This window comes from Rhodococcus sp. NPDC057529, assembly GCF_042802055.1.
Taxonomy (GTDB): Bacteria; Actinomycetota; Actinomycetes; order Mycobacteriales; family Mycobacteriaceae; genus Rhodococcus_F.
This window is the reverse complement of record NZ_JBHVEY010000006.1, coordinates 150241-173707: the sequence shown is the minus strand read 5'-3', so window position 1 is coordinate 173707 and position 23467 is coordinate 150241. Positions and strand designations below refer to the sequence as shown.

The 23467-nt window shown below is 65.7% G+C and carries 22 protein-coding genes; 12 read left to right on the top strand and 10 right to left on the bottom strand.

Going from position 1 to position 23467, the window contains the following annotated elements:
• Positions 1–324 precede the first annotated feature (324 nt).
• The 8 genes from ACFU5V_RS13845 (at position 325) to ACFU5V_RS13810 (ending at position 9573) form a co-directional block, all read left to right on the top strand.
• Positions 325–1509: an alpha/beta hydrolase gene (locus ACFU5V_RS13845; protein ID WP_378699912.1), complete on the top strand. Its 1185-nt coding sequence runs from the start codon at positions 325–327 to the stop codon at positions 1507–1509.
• Positions 1510–1572: 63 nt separating this feature from the next.
• Positions 1573–2595: a zinc-dependent alcohol dehydrogenase family protein gene (locus ACFU5V_RS13840; protein ID WP_378699910.1), complete on the top strand. Its 1023-nt coding sequence runs from the start codon at positions 1573–1575 to the stop codon at positions 2593–2595.
• Between the two features lie 71 nt (positions 2596–2666).
• Positions 2667–3332 (top strand): SDR family NAD(P)-dependent oxidoreductase, encoded by a 666-nt coding sequence (locus ACFU5V_RS13835; protein ID WP_378699908.1) that lies wholly within the window; start codon positions 2667–2669, stop codon positions 3330–3332.
• A gap of 709 nt (positions 3333–4041) precedes the next feature.
• Positions 4042–5385, top strand: a complete 1344-nt coding sequence (locus ACFU5V_RS13830) for an MFS transporter (RefSeq protein ID WP_378699906.1) — start codon at positions 4042–4044, stop codon at positions 5383–5385.
• Between the two features lie 163 nt (positions 5386–5548).
• The gene (locus ACFU5V_RS13825) at positions 5549–6556 is read left to right on the top strand and encodes a sugar ABC transporter substrate-binding protein (RefSeq protein ID WP_378699904.1); all 1008 of its coding nucleotides are present in this window, start codon (positions 5549–5551) and stop codon (positions 6554–6556) included.
• A gap of 68 nt (positions 6557–6624) precedes the next feature.
• Positions 6625–8094, top strand: coding sequence for a sugar ABC transporter ATP-binding protein (locus ACFU5V_RS13820; RefSeq protein ID WP_378699901.1), 1470 nt, complete (start codon positions 6625–6627; stop codon positions 8092–8094).
• A 2-nt stretch (positions 8095–8096) separates the two neighbouring features.
• Positions 8097–9203 carry an ABC transporter permease gene (locus ACFU5V_RS13815; RefSeq protein ID WP_378699899.1) on the top strand — a complete coding sequence of 369 codons (1107 nt, stop codon included), beginning with the start codon at positions 8097–8099 and terminating at the stop codon, positions 9201–9203.
• Positions 9204–9348: 145 nt separating this feature from the next.
• Entirely contained in the window at positions 9349–9573 is a 225-nt protein-coding gene (locus tag ACFU5V_RS13810) for a hypothetical protein (protein WP_378699897.1), read from the top strand.
• Between the two features lie 453 nt (positions 9574–10026).
• Here the strand turns inward: ACFU5V_RS13810 and ACFU5V_RS13805 are convergent, their stop codons facing one another.
• The 6 genes from ACFU5V_RS13805 to otnK form a co-directional block, all read right to left on the bottom strand.
• Entirely contained in the window at positions 10027–10767 is a 741-nt protein-coding gene (locus tag ACFU5V_RS13805) for an IclR family transcriptional regulator (RefSeq protein ID WP_378699895.1), read from the bottom strand.
• Positions 10768–11039: 272 nt separating this feature from the next.
• Entirely contained in the window at positions 11040–11354 is a 315-nt protein-coding gene (locus ACFU5V_RS13800) for a DUF3263 domain-containing protein (protein ID WP_378699893.1), read from the bottom strand.
• Position 11355: 1 nt separating this feature from the next.
• A complete protein-coding gene (locus ACFU5V_RS13795; protein WP_378699891.1) occupies positions 11356–12537 on the bottom strand; it encodes a thiolase family protein in 1182 nt (393 codons plus the stop codon).
• Positions 12538–12788: 251 nt separating this feature from the next.
• Positions 12789–13631, bottom strand: a complete 843-nt coding sequence (locus tag ACFU5V_RS13790) for an oxidoreductase (protein ID WP_378699889.1) — start codon at positions 13629–13631, stop codon at positions 12789–12791.
• Positions 13632–13757: 126 nt separating this feature from the next.
• Positions 13758–14405, bottom strand: coding sequence for an aldolase (locus tag ACFU5V_RS13785; RefSeq protein ID WP_378699887.1), 648 nt, complete (start codon positions 14403–14405; stop codon positions 13758–13760).
• The gene (otnK, locus tag ACFU5V_RS13780; protein WP_378699885.1) at positions 14392–15657 is read right to left on the bottom strand and encodes a 3-oxo-tetronate kinase; all 1266 of its coding nucleotides are present in this window, start codon (positions 15655–15657) and stop codon (positions 14392–14394) included. The genes ACFU5V_RS13785 and otnK overlap by 14 nt, the downstream gene beginning before the upstream one ends.
• A gap of 363 nt (positions 15658–16020) precedes the next feature.
• On the opposite strand from otnK, the gene ACFU5V_RS13775 reads away from it, so the two are divergent.
• The 4 genes from ACFU5V_RS13775 to ACFU5V_RS13760 are packed head-to-tail and all read left to right on the top strand — an operon-like array spanning position 16021 to position 18915.
• The gene (locus ACFU5V_RS13775; protein WP_378699883.1) at positions 16021–17079 is read left to right on the top strand and encodes an NAD-dependent epimerase/dehydratase family protein; all 1059 of its coding nucleotides are present in this window, start codon (positions 16021–16023) and stop codon (positions 17077–17079) included.
• Positions 17076–17657: a nuclear transport factor 2 family protein gene (locus ACFU5V_RS13770; RefSeq protein WP_378699881.1), complete on the top strand. Its 582-nt coding sequence runs from the start codon at positions 17076–17078 to the stop codon at positions 17655–17657. Before ACFU5V_RS13775 ends, ACFU5V_RS13770 begins: the two co-directional genes overlap by 4 nt.
• Positions 17654–18082 carry a PaaI family thioesterase gene (locus ACFU5V_RS13765; RefSeq protein WP_378699879.1) on the top strand — a complete coding sequence of 143 codons (429 nt, stop codon included), beginning with the start codon at positions 17654–17656 and terminating at the stop codon, positions 18080–18082. Before ACFU5V_RS13770 ends, ACFU5V_RS13765 begins: the two co-directional genes overlap by 4 nt.
• Positions 18082–18915 (top strand): hydroxypyruvate isomerase family protein, encoded by an 834-nt coding sequence (locus ACFU5V_RS13760; RefSeq protein ID WP_378699877.1) that lies wholly within the window; start codon positions 18082–18084, stop codon positions 18913–18915. The genes ACFU5V_RS13765 and ACFU5V_RS13760 overlap by 1 nt, the downstream gene beginning before the upstream one ends.
• Positions 18916–18922: 7 nt before the next feature.
• Here ACFU5V_RS13760 and ACFU5V_RS13755 read toward each other — a convergent pair whose 3' ends face one another.
• The 4 genes from ACFU5V_RS13755 to ACFU5V_RS13740 all read right to left on the bottom strand — a co-directional run bounded on the left by ACFU5V_RS13755 (position 18923) and on the right by ACFU5V_RS13740 (position 23442).
• A complete protein-coding gene (locus ACFU5V_RS13755) occupies positions 18923–19669 on the bottom strand; it encodes an IclR family transcriptional regulator (RefSeq protein ID WP_378699874.1) in 747 nt (248 codons plus the stop codon).
• A gap of 102 nt (positions 19670–19771) precedes the next feature.
• Positions 19772–20548: an enoyl-CoA hydratase-related protein gene (locus tag ACFU5V_RS13750; protein ID WP_378699872.1), complete on the bottom strand. Its 777-nt coding sequence runs from the start codon at positions 20546–20548 to the stop codon at positions 19772–19774.
• Between the two features lie 34 nt (positions 20549–20582).
• On the bottom strand, positions 20583–21446 hold the full coding sequence (locus tag ACFU5V_RS13745; RefSeq protein ID WP_378699870.1) for a crotonase/enoyl-CoA hydratase family protein: 864 nt from the start codon (positions 21444–21446) through the stop codon (positions 20583–20585).
• Between the two features lie 16 nt (positions 21447–21462).
• Positions 21463–23442, bottom strand: a complete 1980-nt coding sequence (locus ACFU5V_RS13740) for a flavin-containing monooxygenase (RefSeq protein ID WP_378699867.1) — start codon at positions 23440–23442, stop codon at positions 21463–21465.
• Positions 23443–23467: the final 25 nt, after the last annotated feature.

Below are 23467 nucleotides of genomic sequence, written 5' to 3'. Positions count from 1 at the left end.
GCAGACGGACCGCTGCGAGGGATGAGAGGGGTGCTGGCAGCACCCCTCTGATCAGCGCCTCCCACGTTCGCGCGCTGCGGTGTTGTATGGGTGCAGACACCGGGGCTCGGCGGCGACGGCCGTCGACCAGGCAGGACAGTGAAGTTTTCTGTCAGCGAGAGGAACAGCGAGCCCTCTCACGTCGGTGTCTGCCACCCCGTACGACGAGCGGTCGAGCGCGTGCGACACCGAGCAACACCGATCCGCCTGAACCTCATCACCGACCTGCGGCAATTGCGCCTGCAGCCATACACGTTTCATCGCATACGACAAGGAGCTTCAACGATGAACACTGACCCTGACACCGCTGGACGGACGAGAACGTCAGCTCCTGCGGGACGGGACCTCAAACGCCGTGGTCTGCTGAAGATGGCGGGTGCGGGTGCCGCCGTACTCGGCGTGCTCGCCGCTACAGGCTGCGCGCCGTCCCAGACCACCACGTCCTCGGCCGCGGCCTCGGCGACCCCGGCGACACTGAACCTGGCACCGGGGGACACCTCCAACGGCGCGGACAACTTCTACACCAGCGACCAGGTCACCGCCCAGAAGGTGACGTTCAAGAACCAGTACCAGATGAATGTCTCGGGCAACCTGTTCGTGCCCAAGAACTTGGATCGCAATGCGACGAATCCGGCGATGGTCGTCGGTCATCCCATGGGTGCGGTCAAGGAACAAAGCGCGAACCTCTATGCCACGAAGATGGCCGAGCAGGGATTCGTCACCCTGTCCTTGGACCTGTCGTTCTGGGGCGAGAGTGAAGGTCAGCCCCGCAACGCCGTCTCACCGGACATCTATGCCGAGGACTTCAGCGCCGCAGTCGATTACCTGCGCACCCAGACCTACGTCGACAAGGAAGCGATCGGCGCGATCGGGATATGCGGGAGCGGCAGCTTCGTCATCAGTGCCGCCAAGATCGACCCGCGTATCAAGGCCATCGCGACAGTGAGCATGTACGACATGGGTGCCGCCAACCGGAACGGGCTCAGACGCTCCGTCACGGTCGAGCAGCGAAAGGACATCCTCGCGCAGGCAGCGCAACAGCGCGACGTGGAGTTCTCCGGTGGACCAACCGAATACACCAGCGGAACACCGGAGGAGCTCACCGACCAGTCGACCGCGATCGACCGCGAATTCTACGACTTCTACCGCACCGACCGTGGACACAGCCCGGCCACCACAACGCATCCCACCCTGACCAGCAACGTCAAGTTCATGAACTTCTACCCGTTCGCGGACATCGAGACGATCTCTCCCCGACCGATGCTCTTCATCGCGGGCGAGCAGGCGCATTCCCGGGAGTTCAGCGAAGAGGGCTACCGGCTGGCCGGTGAGCCCAAGGAACTGGTGATTGTTCCCGGCGCCGGTCACGTGGATCTCTACGACCGCGTCAACCTCATCCCCTTCGACAAGTTGACCACGTTCTTCCAGGACAACCTCGGTAGCCCGCACACCGCTGGGGGAGAACGCTAGGCGCACCCGGCTGCTCACCCAACACCGGCACCATCAGCAGACCAACGTGGAAAGGATCCACTCATGCGTGGAGTTGTGATGCACGCCCCCGGCGACGTTCGTGTCGACGAGCGTGACAACCCGACCATCCTCGAACAGACCGACGCCATCATCCGCGTCACCGCCGCCTGTATCTGCGGTTCCGACCTGTGGCCCTACCGCGGCATCGAGAAGCCGCAGTGGCCGCAACCGATGGGCCACGAGTACGTCGGCATCGTCGAGCAGATCGGCGACGAGGTGAACAGCGTCAAGGTCGGCGACTTCGTCGTCGGGTCGTTCTTCGCCTCCGACAACACCTGTCAGATCTGTCGATCCGGCTACCAGAGCCGCTGCGTGCACGCCGTCCCGATGGGATCGATCGGCACCCAGGCGGAGTACGTGCGTGTTCCGCTGGCCGACGGGACCCTCGTGGCCACCCGGACACAGCCGACCCCGGACCAGATCCCCCATCTGCTGGCCGCTTCCGACGTCCTCGGTACCGGGTGGTTCGCCGCCATCGCCGCCGAGGCCGGCCCGGGGAAGACCGTCGCCGTCGTCGGAGACGGCGCGGTGGGACTGCTCGCCGTGCTCGCCGCCAAACGCCTCGGCGCGCAACGCATCATCGCCATGAGCCGACACGCCGACCGCCAAGCCCTGGCCCGAAAGTTCGGTGCCACCGACATCGTCACCGAACGCGGCGACGACGGCGTCGCGAAGATCAAAGAACTCACCGAAGGCCTCGGCGCGCACTCGGTCATCGAAGCCGTCGGCACCCAGGAATCGATGATGCAAGCCATCCGATCGACCCGCCCCGGCGGTCACGTCGGCTACGTCGGCGTCGCCCACGAAGTCGAACTCCCCGGCATGGAGCTGTTCTTCTCCGGTGTGCACCTGCACGGTGGCCCCGCCCCGGTACGCCGATTCCTCCCCGAACTGATCGAGCTCATCATCACCGGTCAGATCGACCCGGGCGAGGTCTTCGACCTGACCCTGCCCCTGGAACAGGCCGCCGAAGGCTACAAAGCGATGGATGAGCGCCGCGCGACCAAGGTGCTGCTTACCCTCTGATCCACATGCGCAGGTGCGGCTCCTCCCGCCCGGACGGAGCCGCACCGCACGACCCGGAAGGACCACCGACCATGTCCACCATTGCCATCATCGGCGCCGGCAGAGGACTCGGCGCTGCCGTCGCCCGAAAGTTCGGGGCGCACGGTTTCGACGTCGCCCTCATCTCCCGAACCCAGGCCAACGTCGACGCCCTCGCCGCCGAACTGCAACAGGCCGGGGTCAACACCCGCGGCTACGCCGCCGACGTTCGCGACACCGATGCCCTCACGGCCGTCCTGGACCGCGCCGTCTCCGATCTCGGACCGATCGATGTACTCGACTACAGCCCAATTCCGCAGCGTGAGTTCCTGCGCCCGGTGCTCGCGACCACTCGCGATGACCTGATCGCCGCGGTCGAGTTCTCGGTCCTGGGCCCCGTCGCAGCAGTCGGGCACGTGCTGCCGGGCATGCGCGAACGAGGCCGGGGCACTGTGCTGTTCGTCAACGGCGGCAGCGCCGCCCGACCCAATGCTCGCGTTGCGGGAACGTCCGTTGCATTCGCCGGTGAATCAGCCTATGCCCAGATGCTGCACACAGAATTGGCAGATGCTGGTGTTCACGTCGCCCAACTCATCATTCCGGGAGCGATAAGGACGGGTCATCCAACGCATGACCCGGACGTGCTGGCCGACAAACTCTGGGCCATCCACACCGAGCGTGGTGACTTCCGCGTGTACGCCGAGGACCTCGACAAGTGAGGTAGGCGGACACGCCCGAGGTGCCGGGCGCGGATGCCCGCTCCCTGGCACGCTCGATAGCCTCGGACGCGAGTCGAACCGTCCCAGGCCGCCAGCGTCTGCATATCCGGTCGACCGTCCTCCTGCAATGCCGCCGCCCGGGATCGAGCCTGTGACCTGCTCCCATCCCCACACGCATCCAGTCCCCGGGACGGAGTCAACGCCCCGGCGGCGGCACCCGGATTCGAATCATCCGGTCGGATCGAGGACCTGAGGGCGGGCCCGCCCGAGCAGGAACCGGGTCGGCCGCGGTACGTGCCGAGACCGTCACACCCCACGTTCCGAAGCACGTGGGTTGCACTGCAGAACAACAGTCTTCGATCCAAGCCCGTCCTCGTACCGGTGGCTGTCGCCGGACCGGGGACGGCCACCGGTACGAGGACGAGCGAGGAAGGCAGTTCGGAACACCAGACAGCCCTGCCGAATCGCAGCCCGCGTCGTCTCTGCCGGCCCGGCGCGGATTCCCTCGCTCGACCCGATCGGCCACTCGCAGGTGCTTGCAGGGACGCCAGGGCAACGGCCGGTGCCGTATGGCACCGGACCGCCTCACTGTGAGCCTTGACACGCTGACGAGCAGCCACGTAACGTCTCCCCGTGTGAATGGTCATTCGACATTACGAATGACAGCAGCTATCGATCTGGCAATAAGTCAATCGAAGGAGAGACCGTGGTGACGAGACCCGTTGATGACGTGACGAGTCCAGCTCAGACCGATCCGGAGCAAGATCTTCGGAAGGTCAAAAGAGCGGCGATCGCCGCATTCCTGGGCACGTCCCTGGAGTATTACGAGTTCTACGTCTACGGATCGGCGGCCGCGCTGATCTTCGGCCGAGTCTTCTTCCCCGCACAGGACGCCTTCGTCGGGACGCTGCTCTCGTTGGCGACCTTCGCAATTGCCTACCTGGTGCGACCCGTCGCGGCCGCGGTCCTCGGAACCTTCGGTGACCGGATCGGTCGCAAGAAGATGCTGATCTTCATCCTGACGCTGATGGGAACATCAACCTTCCTGATCGGGTGTCTGCCGACCTACGAGCAAGTCGGCATCTGGGCGCCGATCCTGCTGATCTGCCTTCGAATCCTGCAGGGCGTCTCGGTGGCCGGCGAACAGGCCGGTTCGAGCACACTGACGCTCGAGCACGCACCGGCCGGCCGCCGAGCGTTCTTCACCAGCTTCACCCCGGCCGGCTCGTCGGCCGGATTCCTCATCGCCACCCTGGTCTTCGCCACGGTGGCAATGCTGCCCGACGACATGCTCCTGTCCTGGGGATGGCGAGTGCCTTTCTGGGCCAGCTTTGTGCTGGTCATCGGCGCATACCTCGTGCGTCGACACCTCGACGAGCCGGAAGTCTTCGTCGAGGAGACCGACGAGTCAGGAGAACCCGAGGCGTCGCCGCTGGCAACACTGCTGCGCACCCACCGCGCCGCGCTGATCCGCGTCGTCATCATTTCGCTGTACGCCACGATCCACCAGATTCCGCCGATCTTTGCGGTGGCATTCGCGACCAGCCCGGCAATCGGCATCTCGAGAAGCACCATGCTGTGGGTGTCGGTGGCATGCTTCACCGTTCAGCTGCTCGTGTTCCCCTTCGCCGGCCTGGCCGCCGACCGCTTCGGCCGCAAGCCGCTGTTCATCGCCGGAGTGTTCGGCTGCGGTGTGATGATCTTCGCCTACTTCGGCGCCATCACCTCGGGCAACCTGGTCCTGATCTTCGTCGCCGCCATCGCGATGAATGGCCTTCTCGGCGTACTGCCGAACGCCATCTACCCCTCCTTCTTCGGCGAGATGTTCAACGTGAAGGTCCGCTTCACCGGACTGGCCGTCGGCACGCAGCTCGGATTCGTCGTCGGCGGTCTGTCGCCCACGATCGCCTGGGCCATGATCGGTGACGGCGGTACGAACTGGATGCCGGTCGCGCTGCTGTTCTTCGGCTTGTGCACGATCTCGTCGATCGCCGCGCTCACCGCCCGCGAAACCTACCGCACACCCCTGACCAAACTCGGCAACCCCGTCTGACCGAACAGGGACCGTCCCCGGCCGGGCACCGCCTCGCCTCGGCCCCCGGTCGTGAGGACCTCTGAGCCACACGACCGGGCAGGGACCGCGGGTCCCCGAAGTGAATGCACATTCGTCATTATGAACTCGGCTGGTCCGGTGCCGAAGAATCTAGGAATTGTTCATGAGATTTCGTTGGCTGATTCCCGCCGCAGCGCTCGCACTCACCGTCGCGGGCTGCGGCAACACCGAGGTAAGCGCCTCCGGCGATGCCGAGGTCGCCTTTTCGATCCGCACTCTCGACGACCGATCTCAGAGCCTGCAGGCCATCCTCGTCGAGCAACAGGCCCAGGCACGAGGGGTCGATTTGCTGCCGGTCATCAACGCGAATGGGGATCCCGCGAAGCAGAACCAAGACGTCAAGACCGCCCTGAGCCGCGGAGTCAAGGGCCTGATCATCAATCCGCTCGACGGCGCCGCGATCGTGCCGGCCGTCGAGGAGGCGAACGAGGCGGGAGTTCCGGTTGTCACGATCGACTCCAGCGCCTCGGGCGGCCAGGTAGCCATGGCGGTGCAGGCCGACAATCGTCAACTCGGCGCACAGGCGTGCGAGGCGATCGGATCGGCACTGCACGGGCAGGGCGCCGTCCTGAATCTGCAAGGCGACCTGGCCGGAAACGTCGGCGTCGAACGCAGTGCGGGCTTCACCGACTGCATCGCAGAGAAGTTCCCCGGCATCAACGTTGTGTCCAAACAGATGGAATGGTCGCCCGAGAAATGCGCCGAAGTCGCACAAACAGTGCTGTCCACCACTGACATCGACGCGGTCTACTCGGCCTCGGAGATCATCTGCCTCAAGCCGGTGTCGAATGCACTCAGGTCGGTGGGCAGACTGGCGCCGCTGGGAGCGCCGAACCATGTGCCCTTCGTCGCCATCGACGGTTCGAGTCAGGGACTCGACGCCGTCCGCGTCGGTGTTCTCGACGGACTCATCTCCCAGCCCCGAGACCGATACGCACAGGCCGCCGTCTACTGGATCGACCGGGCGATGAACCAACTGCCGATCCAGGAAGGACCGACACCGCACGGGAGCGAGGTCGCCGAGATCGACGGCGCCTACGTCGACAACATTCCAGCGCCCATGGTCACCAAAGCAAACGTGGACGAGCCCTCGCTGTGGGGCAACCAATAGCCACCCACAGGCGGGTTGGCCCCGACCGGCCGCCCACCCCGCAGACAACCCGTCGAGGTGAAAGTTAGATGACCCAACCCGCTGTACAAGTCAGCAACATCTCCAAAACGTTCGGGGCCACCCGGGCGCTCTCCGGAGTGTCCATGAGCGTGGACAAGGGATCCTCGGTGGCCCTGCTCGGCCGAAACGGCGCCGGCAAGTCGACGCTGGTATCGATCATCACCGGACTGCAGGCGCCCGACACCGGCACGATCACCTTCGGTGACGGTGCACGTGGTCAGGACAAAGCCGTCGGCTGCGTCTACCAGAAGAGCACCCTGATACAAGGTCTGACCGCCGCCGAAAACATATCCCTGCACAGCTACCCGCGCACCCGCACCGGCCTCATCGACTGGCGGCAGGTGCGCCGCACCGGACGGGAACGACTGGCGGAGTGGAACTGCGGTCACATCAGCAACCGGCTGGTCGAGGACCTCGACCCCGTGGAACGAAAGATCGTCGAGATCAGCAGGATTCTGTCACTGGATCCCGACGTGCTCCTCCTCGACGAGCCGACCGCCGGCCTGGACTACGGCGGCGCCCAGCGCTTGTTCACACACATCCACCAGGCGCGCCGGCGCGGCGTATCCATCATCTACGTCTCGCACCACCTCGAGGAAATCTTCGACGTATGCGACAAGACCACCGTGCTGCGCGACGGTGAGGTGGTGCTCGACCAGTCCCTCGATGGCCTCACCGTCGGCGACCTCGTCAACGCCATGGTCGGTGACGTGCAGAGCACTCAGCGAGTCGAGCAACCACCCGCCATCGTCAAACAGGATCCACTACTGACGGTGTCGTCCCTGGCGGTACAACCGCGCGTCGAGAACGTGGACTTTCACGTACACCCCGGCGAATGCCTGGGAATCACCGGACTCGACGGCTCCGGTCACGTCCAGATAGCCGAAGCCCTCTGCGGTCTCACCCGATCGGACGGCGGAACCGTCAGCCTGGCCGGACGGCCGATCAAGGCCACGGATGTGCGGGGTCGCATCGCGGCCGGGATCGGCTTCGTCCCCGAGGACCGCAGCGCCGGTGGATTCGTGCCCGCACTCTCGGTGGCAGAAAACGCGACTTTGCCGGTGATGCGCCAGCTTACGAACTCGATGCGCATGATCCGTAACAAAGAACGCGAACAGATCTACGGAGACCTGGCCAACGAATGGTCGATCAAGGCCTGGGGGCCAGGGCAACCCGTCGAAGAACTCAGCGGCGGTAACCAGCAGAAGGTCGTGCTGGCACGCGCGGTGTCATCGGACCCGTCCGTACTCGTTCTGATGAACCCCACCGCCGGTGTCGATGTCGCCGCCAAGCGATCGATCTACGAAACGATCAAACTGATCGCCAGCCGCGGCAAAGCCATCATCATCGTCTCCTCGGACGACGAGGACTTCTCGATCTGCCACCGCGTGATGGTCCTGTTTCAGGGCAGCGTTCACCGCGAACTCGACGCGCCATTCACCGACACAGAACTTTCCACGGCAATTCAAGGAAACTGAACATGACTCAAACGTCACCGACCATCCCCGATGCCGCTGTGCCAGTGGAGTCGAAGAAAGAGAGAATCCGCAGATTCTCGCTGGCGGGCCGCAACCTGCAAAGCGTCGCGCTCATCCCCGTCATCATCGCGGTGTGCATTCTCGGTGCGCTGATCAGCCCGCACTTCTTCACCCCCACGAACATCATCAACAACGTCCTCGCACTGTCGGCGCCCCTCGCGATTCTGGTGATCGCCGAAAGCGTCATCCTCATCGGCGGATACTTCGACCTGTCACTGCAGTCCACCGTCGGTTTCTCCGTCATGGTCTTCGCGGTGCTCATCACCGCCCCGGCCACCGGCACCCGTGGGTACGGGCTGCCGCTGCCGGTGGCCCTGCTGATCACCCTCGGGGTGGTTCTGCTGATCGGACTGCTCAACGGCTTCTTCGTCTCGGTGCTGAAGCTGAACGCCTTCATCGTCACCCTGGCCATGTTGATCCTCATCCAGGGCGTCACCCTGGGCATCTCCAACGGACAGACCTACACCGACCTTCCCGGGTTCGTCCTGTGGCTGGGAACCGCCAGTGTGTTCGGGCTCCCCATCCAGGCGGTCATCTTCGTCGGAGCGTTCGCCCTCGGGGCAGTCATCATGCGCTTCACCCCGACCGGGCGCGGGCTCTACGCGATGGGCGGGAGCATCGAGGCCGCACGCGCGGCAGGATTGAACATCCGACGACTGACCTTCGGGCTGTTCGTAGTCGGTAGCCTCATGGCGATGCTGGCCGGCCTGATGCTCGCCGCGCAAACCTCGGTCGCCACCGCCAGCCTCGGCAACAACATCATCTTCACCGTGTTCGCCGCGGCGGTCCTCGGTGGCATCGACCTCAACGGTGGCCGCGGCACGCTGGTGGGTGCCGCACTCGGCGTCCTGCTGTTGAGCATCATCCAGAACATCCTGACCCTGTCCAATGTGCCGTCGTTCTGGATCAACGCCGCCTACGGCGTGATCATCCTGGGAGCGCTCCTGATCGGGCGCGTCTCGGCGATGTACTCCCACCTCCGGCAGATCTCGTCCCGACGCCGGCCGGCGGACTCACTCGCACCACCCACCACCACTTCGGCACCGTAACCGACCACACAGATCCACCAGGTCCGGCAGCCGGAACCGGGATACGCACCGACCCCACGGCGGCGTCCCGGTGAGGCTGCGCCGAGTGGTCGTCCACCCACGGCACGGCCATCGCACCGTGTCACCCAACCCCACGGAGAATCCAGTGACCGCCGTCCTCACTCACAACCGCATCGGACAGTTCGTCCGGCGAAACAGCAACCACGGCTACCGGACCGGGCAGTGGGCACAGATCGTGATGGCGATTCGTTCGCAAGGCCGCGACTGCTGGCTGGTCATCTACCACGACGGCGAAACCGACGTGATCCCGGTCGACAACCCGGAGGACCGGTATACCTTCCGCTGCGAGCCGGTCGACTGGCGTAGCTGATCACACCCACGCGCCCGACTGCGCCGCACCGGCGTGATGACACGTCGGGCCCGGTCCACGGGCCCGACGTCGGCGTCGGACCGCGGTGTCGGCGGTGCCCAGGGGATCTACATCCCCGGCACGCCTCGTCGACCCCTCGGTCACACCGATTCCTCAGAAGGTATCGCCACGAACACAACTGATGTGGATGTGGGGGGCGGGGGGAGACGTGAGCAGCAACCAACTCATGGCTCCGAACCCCTCCCCACGTGGGCTGCCGTAGCTCGGAATCGGCCGGATCGACACTGCGATCCGCTGCCGGGTGGGGCGGGAGTCTGCGGCATGTCGTCGACCCCAACGAACCGGCCCATGCAGGATTGCGCCGCAAACCGCGGTGCCAGCGTTTCGCAGGGCTCTAACGGACTGCCGATCGAATCGGCTGTGCGCCCGCCACGAGGGCTCGAAAGGCGTAGCTCACTCAGCTGAGAGGATTGTTGCCGCCTGCAGGACGTCGTGCCCGAGCTCCTCAAGCTTGTCCACCAGTCGAACCTCCGGACCCGTGACCGCAATGGTCATCGGAATCGGTCTGCCGGGGAGGAAGACGGGGCTCGCGACACCAACCATTCCTACCGCGGTTCCGCCCACGTTGAATGCCACACGCCTCTCCTTCACCTCGGCCAGCTCAGCCATCGCGTCCTTACGTTCCTTGCCGGACAATCCGATCCGGTCGAAGTAGGCGTCGCGGCGTCGAGGAGGCATGAAGGCGAGGATGCATTTGCCGCTGCTGGCCGGCCAGGTCTGCACTCGGGTATGCAGCGGCACTGCAGCGCGCAGCGTCTGGGTCGACTCGACGGATTCGAGATACACCACGGAGTCGCCGGCAAGTTCGCCGAGCATGGCCGTCTCGTTCCAGGTCTCGGACAGCAGTCGCAGTTGCTCGGTGAACGATCGGCGCCAGCGTTCCTCGCTACGGGAACTGAGCAGCTGTCCGATCGCGGCCATCGCTGGACCGCTGAAGTACTTGCTATCGCGCTCCTGCAGGTATCCCAGCGCGACCAGCCCCTTGGCCAAACCGTGAACCGAGGATTTGGGTGCCGAGAGTGCATCGGCCAGTTCACCGAGTTTCAGACCTTCAGGTTCGTTGGCAACGATGGCCTCGATGAGGCCCATCACCCGCGAGACCGAGCGGTGTTCTGCGGCGAGCGAGCTGTTCATATCGACTGACACGCTATTCGGGTCCTCCGTGTAGGGTCATCTCGGCGGCAATGCCATAGGACATCACCCGTTCAGCATATCGAACGCCCATACATCATGGCAATAGCGTCGGTGGCCGCCGGAGCCCCGGTCAACGCAACGTCTGTGGGTTCGCGAACCCACAGGATTCAGTCGAAAACCCCTGTGTACTAGCCGCACTCGATGTGCCCCGAGCGGATGTGACCAGGACCGCTGCGGTGGAGCCGGTCGTCAGTCAAACCCCGGAAGACCGGTCAGTGCTGCGGGTCTCTCCGACGTCGTTCGATCATCTTCGTCGACACGAAGCGCTTGAGCTCTTGGAGCGATTCCGGGTGGAGGGTGCGCCGGACGGGACTGTCGAGTGCTTCGGCGAGACGGTCGACGTAGCGCGCGGGTGTCATGCCGAACTCGGTCCAGATCTGTTCGTTCGCCCTGTTGCCGAAGGGGAGCCACGTCAGCGCGAACTGGACGAGGTCGTGTTCCTCCCGGTAGACGGTGGCGATGTCGCGGTGATGGCTGGGCGGGGTGATCGGTCGCCGTGTCGATGCTGGGCGTTGTCCATTCCGCATGTCAAATCCTGCGGAAGAGGGCGGCGAGGGCTTGGCCGCCGCCGATGCACATGGTGACGATGCCGAGTTCGAGGTCGCGGCGCACCATGTCCTTCGCGATCCGCAGGCTCAGGATCGCCCCGGTCGCCCCGACCGGGTGACCCAGCGCGATCGCCCCGCCGTACGGGTTGGTCTTGTCCGGGCTGAGCTTCGCGTCCCGGATCACCGCGACCGCCTGCGACGCGAACGCCTCGTTCAGCTCGATCACGTCGATATCACCCGGGGTGGTGCCGGTCTGCTCGAACAGATTCGCCAACGCCAGCACCGGGGCGTACCCCATCAGCGCGGGGTCCATCGCCGCCGTCGCGACCGCCTCCAGGGTCACCAGCCCGGTCAGGCCCCTCTCCCGGGCGGCGGACTGCGTGGCCAGCACCAGCGCCGCGGCGCCGTCGTTGATCCCCGACGCGTTCCCCGCGGTCACCGAACCGCCCTCCTCGAACGCCGGCCGCAACCTCGCCAGGGTCTCGAGGGTGGTGTCGGGCTTGGGATGCTCGTCGACCTCGACCGTCTTCGGGCGGCGGCCCCCGATCTGCACCGGGGTGATCTCCTCGGCGAACGCCGCCCGCGCGGCGTCGGTGGCGGCGCGGCGCTGGGATTCGACGGCGAACTCGTCCTGCTGGTCCCTGCTCACGTCGTACTTGCGGGCCACGGCCTCGGCGGTGCGGCCCATGTGCACCCCACCGAACGGGTCGGTCAGGATCGCGACGGTGCCGTCCACCAGCTTGCGGTCACCGAGCTTGTACCCGGAGCGGGCCGAGAAGTCGTAGAACGGCATCCGCGACATGCTCTCGTCGCCGCCGGCGAGGGCGAAGTTCACCCCACCCCACCGCATCTGCTGCGCCGCCGACCACACCGCCTGCAGACCGGACCCGCACAGCCGGTTGACGGTGTACGCCGGGGTCTTCTCCGGAAGTCCGGCGGCCAGGGCGACGCGGCGGGCGTTGTAGGCGTCCGGCCCGACCTGACCGATGCAGCCCATCACCACCTCGTCGATGTCGCCGCCTGCCACCCCGGCACGGTCCAGTGCGGCCTTCGCGGCGGTGGCACCGAGTTCGTGGGCGGGCACGTCCTTGAACGCACCGCCGAAGCTGCCGATCGGGGTCCTCGCGCCGTCGACGACGACGATCGGTTCAGGAGAATTCATCACGTGCCTTTCCGTTCGCAAACGAGCTGACTGTTCAGCAGATAGTGGGACTCAACGTGGGTACGGGTGGAATGGGTCGAGGACCGCGCAGCCCGGCGGGAGGGTGCCGTGCGCGCGGCCGCGACAGCCATGACCCCGACCACGCGGGAGGGCGCGTCGGATCACCGAACTGCCCGGCTCCGTGCACAGCTCGGCCGGCCGTCGCGGCGGTTCAGTCGGACTCGGATGTTCATGGTGGCGTCGTCGAGGTCTCAGTTCGACGAGCTGGGCACGATGTCGGTGCTGATCGACGTGTCGGCCCATTCTTGGATGTCGCTCAGGCGCGTGTGCGCCTGCTCCTGCCCGAGTTGCACAGCATCGGACCCGAGCAGGATCCGCGACGGAGCCTGCGCCGAATCCACCAGCTCGACAAGAACACTCGCGGCCCGCTCCGGATCGCCGGGCTGGGTACCGTGGGTGCTGTCGGTCTCCTTGCGTCGACGCCCCGCAGTCTCGGCATAAGCGGAAATCGACGATTCGGATTGCTGAAGGGATCTGCCCGCGAATTCTGTGCGGAATCCTCCCGGCTGGACGACGATGACCTTGATTCCCAGAGGTTCGACCTCTGCACGCAACGCATCAGATGCCAGTTCCAATGCGGCCTTGGACGCGGCGTAGAAACCGGAACCCGCGGCGGCAGTAAATCCCGCGGTCGACGACACGTTCACGATCGTTCCGCTCTGCCGTTCACGCATGTGCGGAAGGACTGCCTGGACGAGGGAGATCGGCCCGAGGAAGTTCGTTTCGAACAAGTCTCGTACCCGGTCGAGTTCGCCCTCCTCGATCGCCGCTCGGTAGCCATGGCCGGCATTGTTGACGAGGACATCGATCGGGCCGAGAGCGGTGGACGCCTCATCGATGGCTTCGACAGCCCGGTGATGGTCCCGCACGTCGAGCTGCAAGCCGATCGCGCGTCCGGTAAAGGACTGGACGAGCGGCTCGAGCGTGCGCGGATCACGCGCCGTCAATGCCACCGAGTGGCCAGCGTGCAGTGCTCGCTCGGCAAGTGCGCGGCCCAGACCTGCCGAGCACCCTGTGATGAACCAATTCGACATGCGACTTCCTCGAATCCTGTATGAGTTTCTGTTGGTTTGCGGTGGGTGTCGTGGTGACGTGCTCGATACGCGCCCAGTGCGGGACAGCCCAGTCGGCCGATCCAAACCAGGCCCGGTGTGACCTGACTACCACCGAATTGCGAACCGCTCCTCCAACGCGGCGATGGCCTCGGCTGGTAACGGGGCGGCGGCCGTCCTGTTCCAAAGGTAAGCGGTCTCCTCGAGTTCCTCGAGAACAGCCATCGCACGGCCGAGCGAGGACTCCCACACATTGGGGCCCAGACGCTCGAGCATGACTGCACGGACAGCTCGTCCCTGTGCCTGCGCCGATTCGATGGCGGTCTGCACCCGGTCGGCAGTGATCTGTGCGCCAGGCGCGGCGTAGGGGATATGGGGCACCCGCCCGACCTTCATGACGAAGTAGGGCGTGATGGCGGGCAGGAGGTCACTGGTGTCCGTCCGCACCAGCGACGCCGCCACGAGCTCCCGGCTGTGCGTATGGATGACGCACCTGGCCTCGGGGACAGAAGCATAGATCCGACGATGGAGCACCACGGTCTTGCTCGGACGGGCACCACTGACATGTTTGCCGTCGAGGTCCACCTTGCTGATCTCATCGGGTTCGAGCCGGCCCAGGCATGCGTCGGTCGGAGTGATGAGAATGCCGTCGTCGAGTTTCACACTGATGTTTCCGGTCGTGCCGTGCACGTACCCGCGTGCGAACAGCGATGCACCGGTCTCGGCGATCTGGACCCGCGCGTCACACTCGTTCATACAGCTCCTCGAAGGCCTTGGTGAAGAAGTCTTCGGCACCGAAGTTGCCGGACTTCAACGCAATGTGAAGGTCATGCCCATCGGCGCTGCGGCCGTAGGCCCACGGAACTCCGGGGTCGATCTGGCGTCCGATGCGCAGCTCCCGGATCCCGAGAGCCTGCATGCAGGCTCCAGAGGTTTCGCCCCCGGCGACGACGAGCTGGCCCACGCCGTGGGCGACCAGCCGTACCGCGATCGAGGACAACGCCTCCTCGATCGCGGCCCCGACCTGCAACGCACCCAGCCGCAGCTGTGCCCGGGCGACGTCATCAGGTGAGGCCGTCGAATAGATCAAGGGGGTGCGGTTCGAGTCGAGCTGTTTCACCGCCCAGTCCACCGCCTCGGTGACGACGTCGGTCTCGCCGAGGAGAGCGGGGTCGATGCGAAATTTGGGGCCCGGGTACTGCGCTACCTGCTCGTTGGTGCGAGTCGAGACGCTTCCCGCGACGATCGCGCGATGCCCCCGCGGGGCGGGCAGCTCACCGGCTGCCTGGTGATTGAGTCCCCATGCGGCGGGAAGGCTCAGTGCCAAGCCCGATCCGCCGGTCACCAGTGCGTCGGCGGCCACGGCGTCCGCAATGGTCTGTAGGTCGTGGTTGTCGATCGCATCGACAACCACGATCGACGGGCCGATTTCGTCGGCCAGGCGGTCGAGTTCGTCCCGCAGGGCCACCCTGCCGGCCGCGACATGGCCTCTGCCGACCGATGCCGCAGCGCGCCGGGTCTGGGGTGTAAGGAGACGGACGACGTCGGAGTCGGTCATCGGAGTCAGGGGATGATGGCGCATGCTCGATTCGGCAAGTAGGCGATCACCGACGAAAAGATGGCCCTGGAAGACCGTGCGCCCCGTGTCAGGGAAAGATGGAACCGCCACCGCCTGAGCGACGTTCAGCACATCCATCGCCATATCCACGATCGGGCCGATGTTCCCGCTGGGTGTGCTGTCGAACGTCGAGCAGTACTTGACATAGAACTTCGTTGCACCGTTGCGGACCAGCCACCGAAGTGCCTCGCGGGAACGCGCGATCGCCTCCTCGATGGGTGCCGTTCGCGTCTTGAGTGCCACGACCACCACGTCGACGTCCGCCGGAGCGGTGGCCGACTCGTCGACACCGTTGACGTGAGCGACGCTGAGTCCGGCGCGAACAAAGTTGTTGGCGAGGTCCAGCGCGCCGGTGAAGTCGTCGGCGATTGCGCCCACTGTCAGTCCCACAAGATCCCTCGTTCGTGTTGAAGTACGGATTTTTCAGAGGAATACGCGAACCCACGGCGGGGTCACCGTCGGGTGTGATGGTTGACACCCGGAGCGGATCGTTCGTATCGTCTGAATTTGTGAATGACTATACGACATCACGAACGGATGAGTCGAGGATCGGTTTCGGCGAATCGGATTGAAGATGCGTGGGTCGAGCTGTCTCCGATGGCAGTGAACAGGGCAAAAGTCCACAGCCGGTGATGTGCAGGGATTCGTCGTACGTCTTGACTGGCCGCTGTGGCCGCTCGTAGGATCGTTCTCAGTGTTGAATATACATTCGTATATATGAATCCGCTTTGGCGGGATGGAGGGAAAGATCGAATGACCGTCATGGTGACTGGTATCGGCCACGTAGGGGGATACGTCGTGCGCGACCTCCTCGCGGCGGGCGAGAAGGTCGTGCTCTATGGATTCTTCGGTGGCGTCGGTGATCCCGCGGACACGTTCCCTCCCGACCTACAGTTCGTGGACGACCTCGTCGGAGGCGGGTTGCGCGAGAAGGTCGACATCGTTGTCGGTGACGTCGTCGATCTGACGAAGATCCGCGACGTCATCGACCGGTACGGCGTGACCAAGGTGGTGCACCTGGCGTCGTTGCTCTCCGCCGGCGTGGAGGCGAATCCGCCCCTCGCCGCCAGCGTCAACGTGGTCGGCATGACCAACGTCCTCGAAGCGGCGGCTCGCCACGGGGTCTCGAAAGTGGTGTGGGCGAGCAGTGTCGACGTATTCGGCGACAAGTCGATCGGCGCGGACGGGATCGTCCGAGACGACTCCCCGTACGACCCGCCGTTCATCTACGGGGCGACCAAGGTTTTCGGAGAGCACCTGGCGTGGCGCTACGCCGAGAACCACGGACTGAGCCTGACCGGTCTGCGACTGACACGCGCCTTCGGTTTCGGCGAGCACATCAAGGCCGGCCGGGGCGGCGGCAGCTCGTGGATGTCGGCAATGCTGCTCGAACCGGCCGTGGGCAGCGGCCGCGAGGTGGTCGTGCCCTTCGGCGCCCGCCCGATGGACTTCCTCTACCTCGAGGACGCCTCCGCGGCCTTCGTCAAGGCGCTGAACCACGCCGAGCCGGATTCACGCAACTACATCATCCGCGGCGACTTCCGAAAGGTGTCCGAGGCGGTCGACTTCGTGCAGTCCGTCTTCCCCGAGGCACCGCTCAAACTGGTCATGGACGACGCCCCACTGCCTCCGGGTTCGTCGTACGCCTGGGCGCGGCGGTACGACGGCTCCAGGGCGGCAGCAGAGATCGGCTACGAGAGCCAGTACAAGCTCGAGAACGGTCTGCTGCGGACGATCAACCTCAATCGGGCGGCAGCCGGGCTCGAGCCCGTGGAGGCACCCGCGAGCCCCGTCAGTGAGGTGGCACTGTGACCAACGCGGACATCGAGATTCAGGAACTCCTCGCCGAACGGGCGATCACCAAGGTCCTCCTGGCCTACTGTCAGGGAGTCGACCGGCGGGCATGGGACCAGATCCGCGACTGCTACCACCCCGGCGCGGTCGATTCACACGGGGCCTACGTGGGCGATGCCGACGGCCTGATCGCCTGGCTGCGCAAGCGGCACGACCATGTTCTGACCTCGACCCACGTGCTGACGAACGTATCGGTCAGATTCAGCGATGACCACCGGTTCGCGCGGGTCGAAAGCTACTGCTTGAGCATGCAACTCGTCGACCCCTCCAGCGGCGACCCCTTCGCCGGAACCGGCGACAAGCCGGTCTTCACGAACGTCATGAGCCGGTACGTCGACACCTTCGAGGACCGCGAGCGGGGCGGGTGGCGCATCCTCCGGCGCGACTGCGTCTTCGACTGGATGCGTCGAATCGACACCGACGACTTCGTCGACATCGATCCGGCCTGGACCCCCGCGCGCCGAGACTCGAGCGATCTGCTGTTCGGGCCGCTACCGCCGGTCGACGCGGCATCGGTCGCCTCGGCATCATCGTGACCGACAGAACTGGTGTCCGCGAGCTCGAGGAGCAGTCGCTCGTCGAGCTCGCGGACAAACCGCTGGTCCCGTCCTTTCGGATAGATGACCTCGACACCTCTCACGTGCGTGGTGTGGTCCGATTCGGTCCCGCGCATCACGGCAGCCGCAATGCCGTCCACGGTGGCGCCATCGCCACCATCCTGGACGAGGTACTCGGCCGCATCTCGGTCCAGGGCGAGCACGACCGCAGCCGCACCGCCTATCTGAAGATCGACTACCGGGCGCTGACGCCGCTCGACGCCGAGCTCCAGTTCGTGGGCTGGCTGGACGCACGCGAGGGACGCAAATACTTCATCGCCGGCGAACTGCGCGACGGCGAGACGGTCCTCGCGCAGGCCTCGGCGCTGTATGTAGGGCTGCGACCATGGCAGGAGCAGGACTGATGACCGATCAACTCACTATCGACCCACGCCGGTTCAGCGCGAACTGCTCGATCTTGTTCACCGAGCTGCCGGTACTCGAGCGCCCCGCCGCGGCGCGGGCCGCGGGCTTCGCCGCGGTCGAGTTCTGGTGGCCCTTCGACACAGCCGTACCATCCGCGCGCGAGGTCCAGGCGTTCGCGGACGCGGTAGCCGACGCGAACGTCCAGCTCGCCAGCCTCAACACCTACGGCGGCGACCTTCCCGGCGGTGACCGCGGAATAGCCTCCTGTCCGGACCGCATCCCGGAATTCCTGGCAAACCTCGAGATAGCCATTGCGCTGGCCGAGCGCCTGAACTGCACCGTGCTGAACGTTCTGTACGGGCGGCGAACGCCCGGCGCCGACGGGGCCGCGCAGGACGACGTCGCCGCGGACAACCTTGCCCACGCCGCGAGGGCGGCCGCAACGATCGATGCGACGGTGGTCGTCGAACCGCTCAGCGCCGTTGCAGACTTCCCGCTCCGGACCGCCGCAGACGTCGTGGCCGTGCTCGACCGGGTGGGCGAACCCAACGTCGGTCTGCTCGCGGACCTGTACCACCTGTCGGTCAACGGAGACGACGTCCACCGTGTGATCCACCGGCACGCAGACCGCATCGGGCACGTGCAACTCGCCGACGCTCCTGGGCGCATCGAACCCGGGCGCGGGACACTGCCGATCGGGGACTATCTCCACGAGCTCATCGCGGCCGGGTACGGCGGGCGGATCGGCCTCGAATACGTGCCCGAGGTGGCCACGAAGGACAGCCTGCGGTGGTGGGCCGGGCTGCGGTCCCGGAACGCGCAACCAACCTGACGGGTGATCAACCTGCGCGGGCGATGACCTGCGCGGCCTCGTACACATCGCTGGCCAACGCCGCGAGCTGGCCGGAGCGCCGCGCCTCGGGCCCGGTCACCGCGATCGTCTGCGTGATCGGTTTGTTGGGCAACACGATTGGGCTGGCCACGCCGAACATGCCGATCGCGGTGCCGCCGAGGTTGAGGGCGAAGCCCTGCTTCTTCACCTGGGCGAGTTCCTCCATGGCGTCGGTGCGCTCGTCACCCTCGACACCGATTCGCTTGAAGTAGTTCTCCAGCCGTTTGACGGGCATGGCAGCGAGCAGGCACTTTCCGCTGCTGCCCGGCCAGAGCTGCACGCGCGTGTTCAGGGGCACCGAGGCTCGCAGCGTGTGCGAGGACTCGACGGATTGGAGGTAGACGACCGAGTCGCCGGCGAGGATGCCGGCCATCGCCGTCTCGTTCCACTTGTCCCGCAGGACTGTCAGCTGCTCGGTGACGACGCGCTGGCGCCAGGCGTCGGTGTCGGTCGGCATGAGCAGGGGAATCGCCGGGCCAGTCAGGTAGCGGACATCGGTCTCCCGCAGATAGCCGAGCGCCACGAGGCCCTTGGCCAGGCCGTGCACCGATGATTTCGGTGCGTCGAGCGCATCCGCCATTTCTCCCAGCTTCAGCCCCCGCGGTTCGCTGGCGGCCACCGCCTCGATGATGCTCATCACCCGCGACACCGTTCGGTGTTCGGCCGCGACAGACGCGGTTACCTCACTGCGCATACCGTTCCCCTCTCCATGTCCGACAGGACTCGCACCTGCTCCCATTCGTGCTACAGCTGTTCGTATTTCGATCTGCGGGAGCGAGCGCCCCCGCACCGTCGTTCAGCGCCCGGTCCACTGCGGGTGTCGCTTCTCGGCGTGGGCCCGGCGGCCCTCTTTCACGTCCTCGGAACCGGCGTAGGCCTCGATCGCTTCATACTTGGTGGACAGCGCTACCTCGAGCGGATGGTTCGCACGAGAGAGAACGGCCTGCTTGGCGGCCTGCTGTGCGAGGGGAGAGGCCGCGGTCAGCCGCTCGACCCACGAGTCTCCGGCTTCCGCAAGAGCTTCACGCGGAACAACCTCGTTGACGAGCCCGAAATGAAGAGCACGCTCGGCCGGAAGTCGCTCGCCGGTCAGGATCATGGTCATCGCGACGCGGTGCGGGAGCTGACGGATCGCACGATGGACCACCCCGGCTTCGCCGATGATGCCGGCCCGCACCTCGGGCAGCCCGAACAGCGTGTCCTCGGCCGCGACGATGATGTCGGCGCACATGGCGAGCTCGAACCCGCCCCCGAGGACGTACCCGTGGACGAGGGCGACGAGAGGTTTGCTCAACTGCCGCAGCGGCCCCCCGATGCCGGTGAGGCCGCCACCGAGACCGACGCGCGCGGGCGCGATCTCGGTGCCGCCGCTGATGTCTCCGCCAGCGCAGAACGCACGATCACCGGTACCGGTGAGGACGACGGCCCAGATCCCTGGGTCGGTCTCGATCTCCTCCCACCGCTCGGCCAGCTGCTCATCGAGGGCGGCGTCGATGGCGTTCAGCTTGTGTGGGCGATTGAGGGTGAGATAGGCGACGTGGTTGTCGACGGAGTACAGCAACTCGTCGCTCATGGGATCGGGTCCTATTCGTCGGCGGTGTTCGGCGTCAGTCGAGTGCGGGGGCGTCGGTGGCGTTCTGCGTGAAGACCGGGGGACGCTTGTCCAGGAACGCGGCAACGCCTTCCTTGCCGTCGCCGATCGATGCGTGCCACATGGCCAGGCTGTCGCGCCGGTGGGCCTCGAGGGGATGATTCGAGCCCGCACCGGCATAGAGCAGCCGCCGAGCCATCGCCAGTGCTGCCGACGATCGGCCGTCGATGAACTTGTGCGCCAGAGTCTGCGCGGCCGGCAGCAGATCGTCGGGCTCGTGCACGGACCGCACCAGGCGGGTGGAGAGGAGATCCTCGCTGGTGAGGATGTCCGCGGCGAAGACCAACTCCAGTGCCGTCGACATCCCCACGATCCGTGGCAGGAAATAGGAGGACGCGGCTTCGGGGACGATGCCCAACCGCCCGAAGACCAACCCGAATCGCGCTGCGGTGGACGCGAGTCGAACGTCCATCGCCAGGGTCATCGTGGCACCGATGCCGACGGCTGCTCCGTTGATGGCGGCGATGACGGGCTTGTCGCAGGCGTGAATCGCCAAGGTCACCTTTCCGCCCGTGTCACGGACGCCGTCCTGGAACGGCGGCTCGGTCAGGTGCTCGCGCAACGCCTGCGGCGTGGGCGCCGCCGACTCGTCGAGGCCGAAGACGTTGCCGTCGGCCGTCAGATCCATGCCGGCGCAGAAGGCTCGACCCGCTCCGGTGACGACCACCGCGCGCACGGCGTTGTCTGTCCGGACCCGGAGGAACGCCTGCTCGAGTTCTGACGCCATCGTGAGGTTGAAGGCGTTCAACTGATCGGGACGGTTGAGGGTCAACGTCAGGACGCCGTCGTCAACGTCCCAGGTGAGGGTCTCGAAATCCATTACAGTCCTTCGAAATTCAGACGGAAGCAGTCGCGTCGGCGGCGGGCACGTAGGTCACGTCGTGGCGGTGGTAGTCGTCGAGGTTTGCGCCCTGAATACGCTCCCAGTACTCCAGGTTGGTGAACGGCATGATGAAGACGACGCGGCCCTTGGAGTTGCGGTAGTACGTGTTGAAGCCTTGGTGGCTCCACACCGTCCGGGCATGCAGTTCGTCCATGGTCGCGTTGTACTCGTCGTTGAGGGTTTCGTGCACCGAGATCGCGGTCGTCCCCTCATCGAACATCTTCCGCAGGAGCTCACGGACGTACCGCGCTTGGACCTCGGTGACGTACATGACACTCCCGCTGCCTGGGAACGACCCCGGTCCACCGAGCATGAAGAAGTTCGGGAAGTGGGGAACGGCGACACCGAGGTAGGCGTGCGGGTCGTCGGCACCCCAGACGTCGCGGAGCCGACGGCCTTCCTCCCCGTAGACGTCGACGGAGTCGAGGAAGTGATCGGCCTGGAACCCGGTCGCCCACACGATGACGTCCACGTCGCGGTGCGCACCGTCGCTGTCGATGATCCCCGTGGCGTCGACCTCGGTGACGCCGTTGGTCACCAGCTCGACGTTCTCGCGCTTGAGGGTGTCGTACCAGCCGTTGTCCAGCAGGATTCGCTTGCCGAAGGGCGGGTAGTCCGGCACCGCCTTCGTCACCAGGTCCGGGCGTCCTTCGAGCTTCTCCTCGATGTACCGGGTGAAGAAACGACGATGTCCCTCGTTGCGTTCGTTGACCGACCGGTCCAGATGCGGCCAGGTGGGATCGACGCGCAGGTGGTGGATGACGGTGTCGCCGAACTGCCAGAACTGTTCGAGCCATGCCCACGCGTGGAACAGGGGCGTGCTGGCCAGCAGGTTCCGCTGGCTCTCCTCGATTTCTTTGCGGAACAGGGGGAACGGTGCAACCCACTGCGGCGAGCGCTGGTAGATCGTCACCTGCGCGGCCTTCGTGGAGATGGCCGGCGCGATCTGCTGTGAGCTCGCGCCGGCGCCGACGATCGCGACGTGCTTGTCGCTGAGGTCGAGGTCGTCGGGCCAGTCGGTGGAGTGGAACTGCACACCGGTGAAGGTGTCCATGCCGGGCACAGTGGGGAGCTTGGGCTTGTTGAGGGCGCCGACGGTGCTGATCACGATGTTGGCGGTGTGGGTCCGTGTCTGACCGCCGGAGTTCTTCGTCGTGATCGTCCACAGGGCAGTGTCGTCGTCGTAGTCGAGCCGCACCACCTCGTTGTCGAAGAGGACGTGGTCGCGGACCTGCAGTCGGTCGAACACGTCGAGGAAGTAGGCGTGCAGCTCGTCGCGCAGCTCGAAATGCCGTGCCCAGTCCTGGTAGGCGAAGGAGAAGGTGTAGAGGTGGCTGGGGGTGTCCACGCCGGCACCGGGGTACTTGTTCACACTCCAGACGCCGCCCACGTCTTCGCTGCGCTCGAAGACGGTGTAGTCGTCCACGCCCATCGACTGCAGCATGTTCACGGCCGCCAGGCCGGCGAGGCCGAGGCCGATCACGGCGACGTGCAGGCCGGCGGGCACGGCCACCGGCGGCGCCGGAGGTGCCACTCGCTGGAAGTGCGATCGACGTTCGACCTCGGCGCCCAGCATCGGGCCGTACCGAGAGTCGATCTCCTCGCCGAGGAAGAAGGAAATCAGCTCGGCCATCTCGGCGCCGTCGACGTCGGTGACCACCGGCTGCTGGCCGGCCTGCAGTGCGGCAATCACCGGTATGGCGGCCTCGCGCACCTCTGCCTGCGCCTCGGGGGTCAGTCCGCCGTCGGTTCGTGGGTTCAGGCCACGGATCCGCGTCGGACGGAAGCGGTCGTCGAGCCATGCGCGGTCACCGGTGAATTGGTAGACGGTCATCAGCAGCGGGGGGATGTTGGCGTTCTGTACGGCCGCGCGAATCTCGGCGTCCGTGAGCGGTGTCTTCTTCTTGGTTGCGGACGAGTCGGTGTTGGTCATGTGTCCTCCCGGTGTCGTAGGCCGC

Coding starts and splice junctions, on each gene's coding strand:
- ACFU5V_RS13845 (WP_378699912.1), top strand. CDS start 325: ATGAACACTGACCCTGACACCGCTGGACGGACGAGAACGTCAGCTCCT.
- ACFU5V_RS13840 (WP_378699910.1), top strand. CDS start 1,573: ATGCGTGGAGTTGTGATGCACGCCCCCGGCGACGTTCGTGTCGACGAG.
- ACFU5V_RS13835 (WP_378699908.1), top strand. CDS start 2,667: ATGTCCACCATTGCCATCATCGGCGCCGGCAGAGGACTCGGCGCTGCC.
- ACFU5V_RS13825 (WP_378699904.1), top strand. CDS start 5,549: ATGAGATTTCGTTGGCTGATTCCCGCCGCAGCGCTCGCACTCACCGTC.
- ACFU5V_RS13820 (WP_378699901.1), top strand. CDS start 6,625: ATGACCCAACCCGCTGTACAAGTCAGCAACATCTCCAAAACGTTCGGG.
- ACFU5V_RS13815 (WP_378699899.1), top strand. CDS start 8,097: ATGACTCAAACGTCACCGACCATCCCCGATGCCGCTGTGCCAGTGGAG.
- ACFU5V_RS13805 (WP_378699895.1), bottom strand. CDS start 10,767: ATGAACAGCTCGCTCGCCGCAGAACACCGCTCGGTCTCGCGGGTGATG.
- ACFU5V_RS13800 (WP_378699893.1), bottom strand. CDS start 11,354: ATGCGGAATGGACAACGCCCAGCATCGACACGGCGACCGATCACCCCG.
- ACFU5V_RS13795 (WP_378699891.1), bottom strand. CDS start 12,537: ATGAATTCTCCTGAACCGATCGTCGTCGTCGACGGCGCGAGGACCCCG.
- ACFU5V_RS13790 (WP_378699889.1), bottom strand. CDS start 13,631: ATGTCGAATTGGTTCATCACAGGGTGCTCGGCAGGTCTGGGCCGCGCA.
- ACFU5V_RS13785 (WP_378699887.1), bottom strand. CDS start 14,405: ATGAACGAGTGTGACGCGCGGGTCCAGATCGCCGAGACCGGTGCATCG.
- ACFU5V_RS13775 (WP_378699883.1), top strand. CDS start 16,021: ATGACCGTCATGGTGACTGGTATCGGCCACGTAGGGGGATACGTCGTG.
- ACFU5V_RS13760 (WP_378699877.1), top strand. CDS start 18,082: ATGACCGATCAACTCACTATCGACCCACGCCGGTTCAGCGCGAACTGC.
- ACFU5V_RS13755 (WP_378699874.1), bottom strand. CDS start 19,669: ATGCGCAGTGAGGTAACCGCGTCTGTCGCGGCCGAACACCGAACGGTG.
- ACFU5V_RS13750 (WP_378699872.1), bottom strand. CDS start 20,548: ATGAGCGACGAGTTGCTGTACTCCGTCGACAACCACGTCGCCTATCTC.
- ACFU5V_RS13745 (WP_378699870.1), bottom strand. CDS start 21,446: ATGGATTTCGAGACCCTCACCTGGGACGTTGACGACGGCGTCCTGACG.
- ACFU5V_RS13740 (WP_378699867.1), bottom strand. CDS start 23,442: ATGACCAACACCGACTCGTCCGCAACCAAGAAGAAGACACCGCTCACG.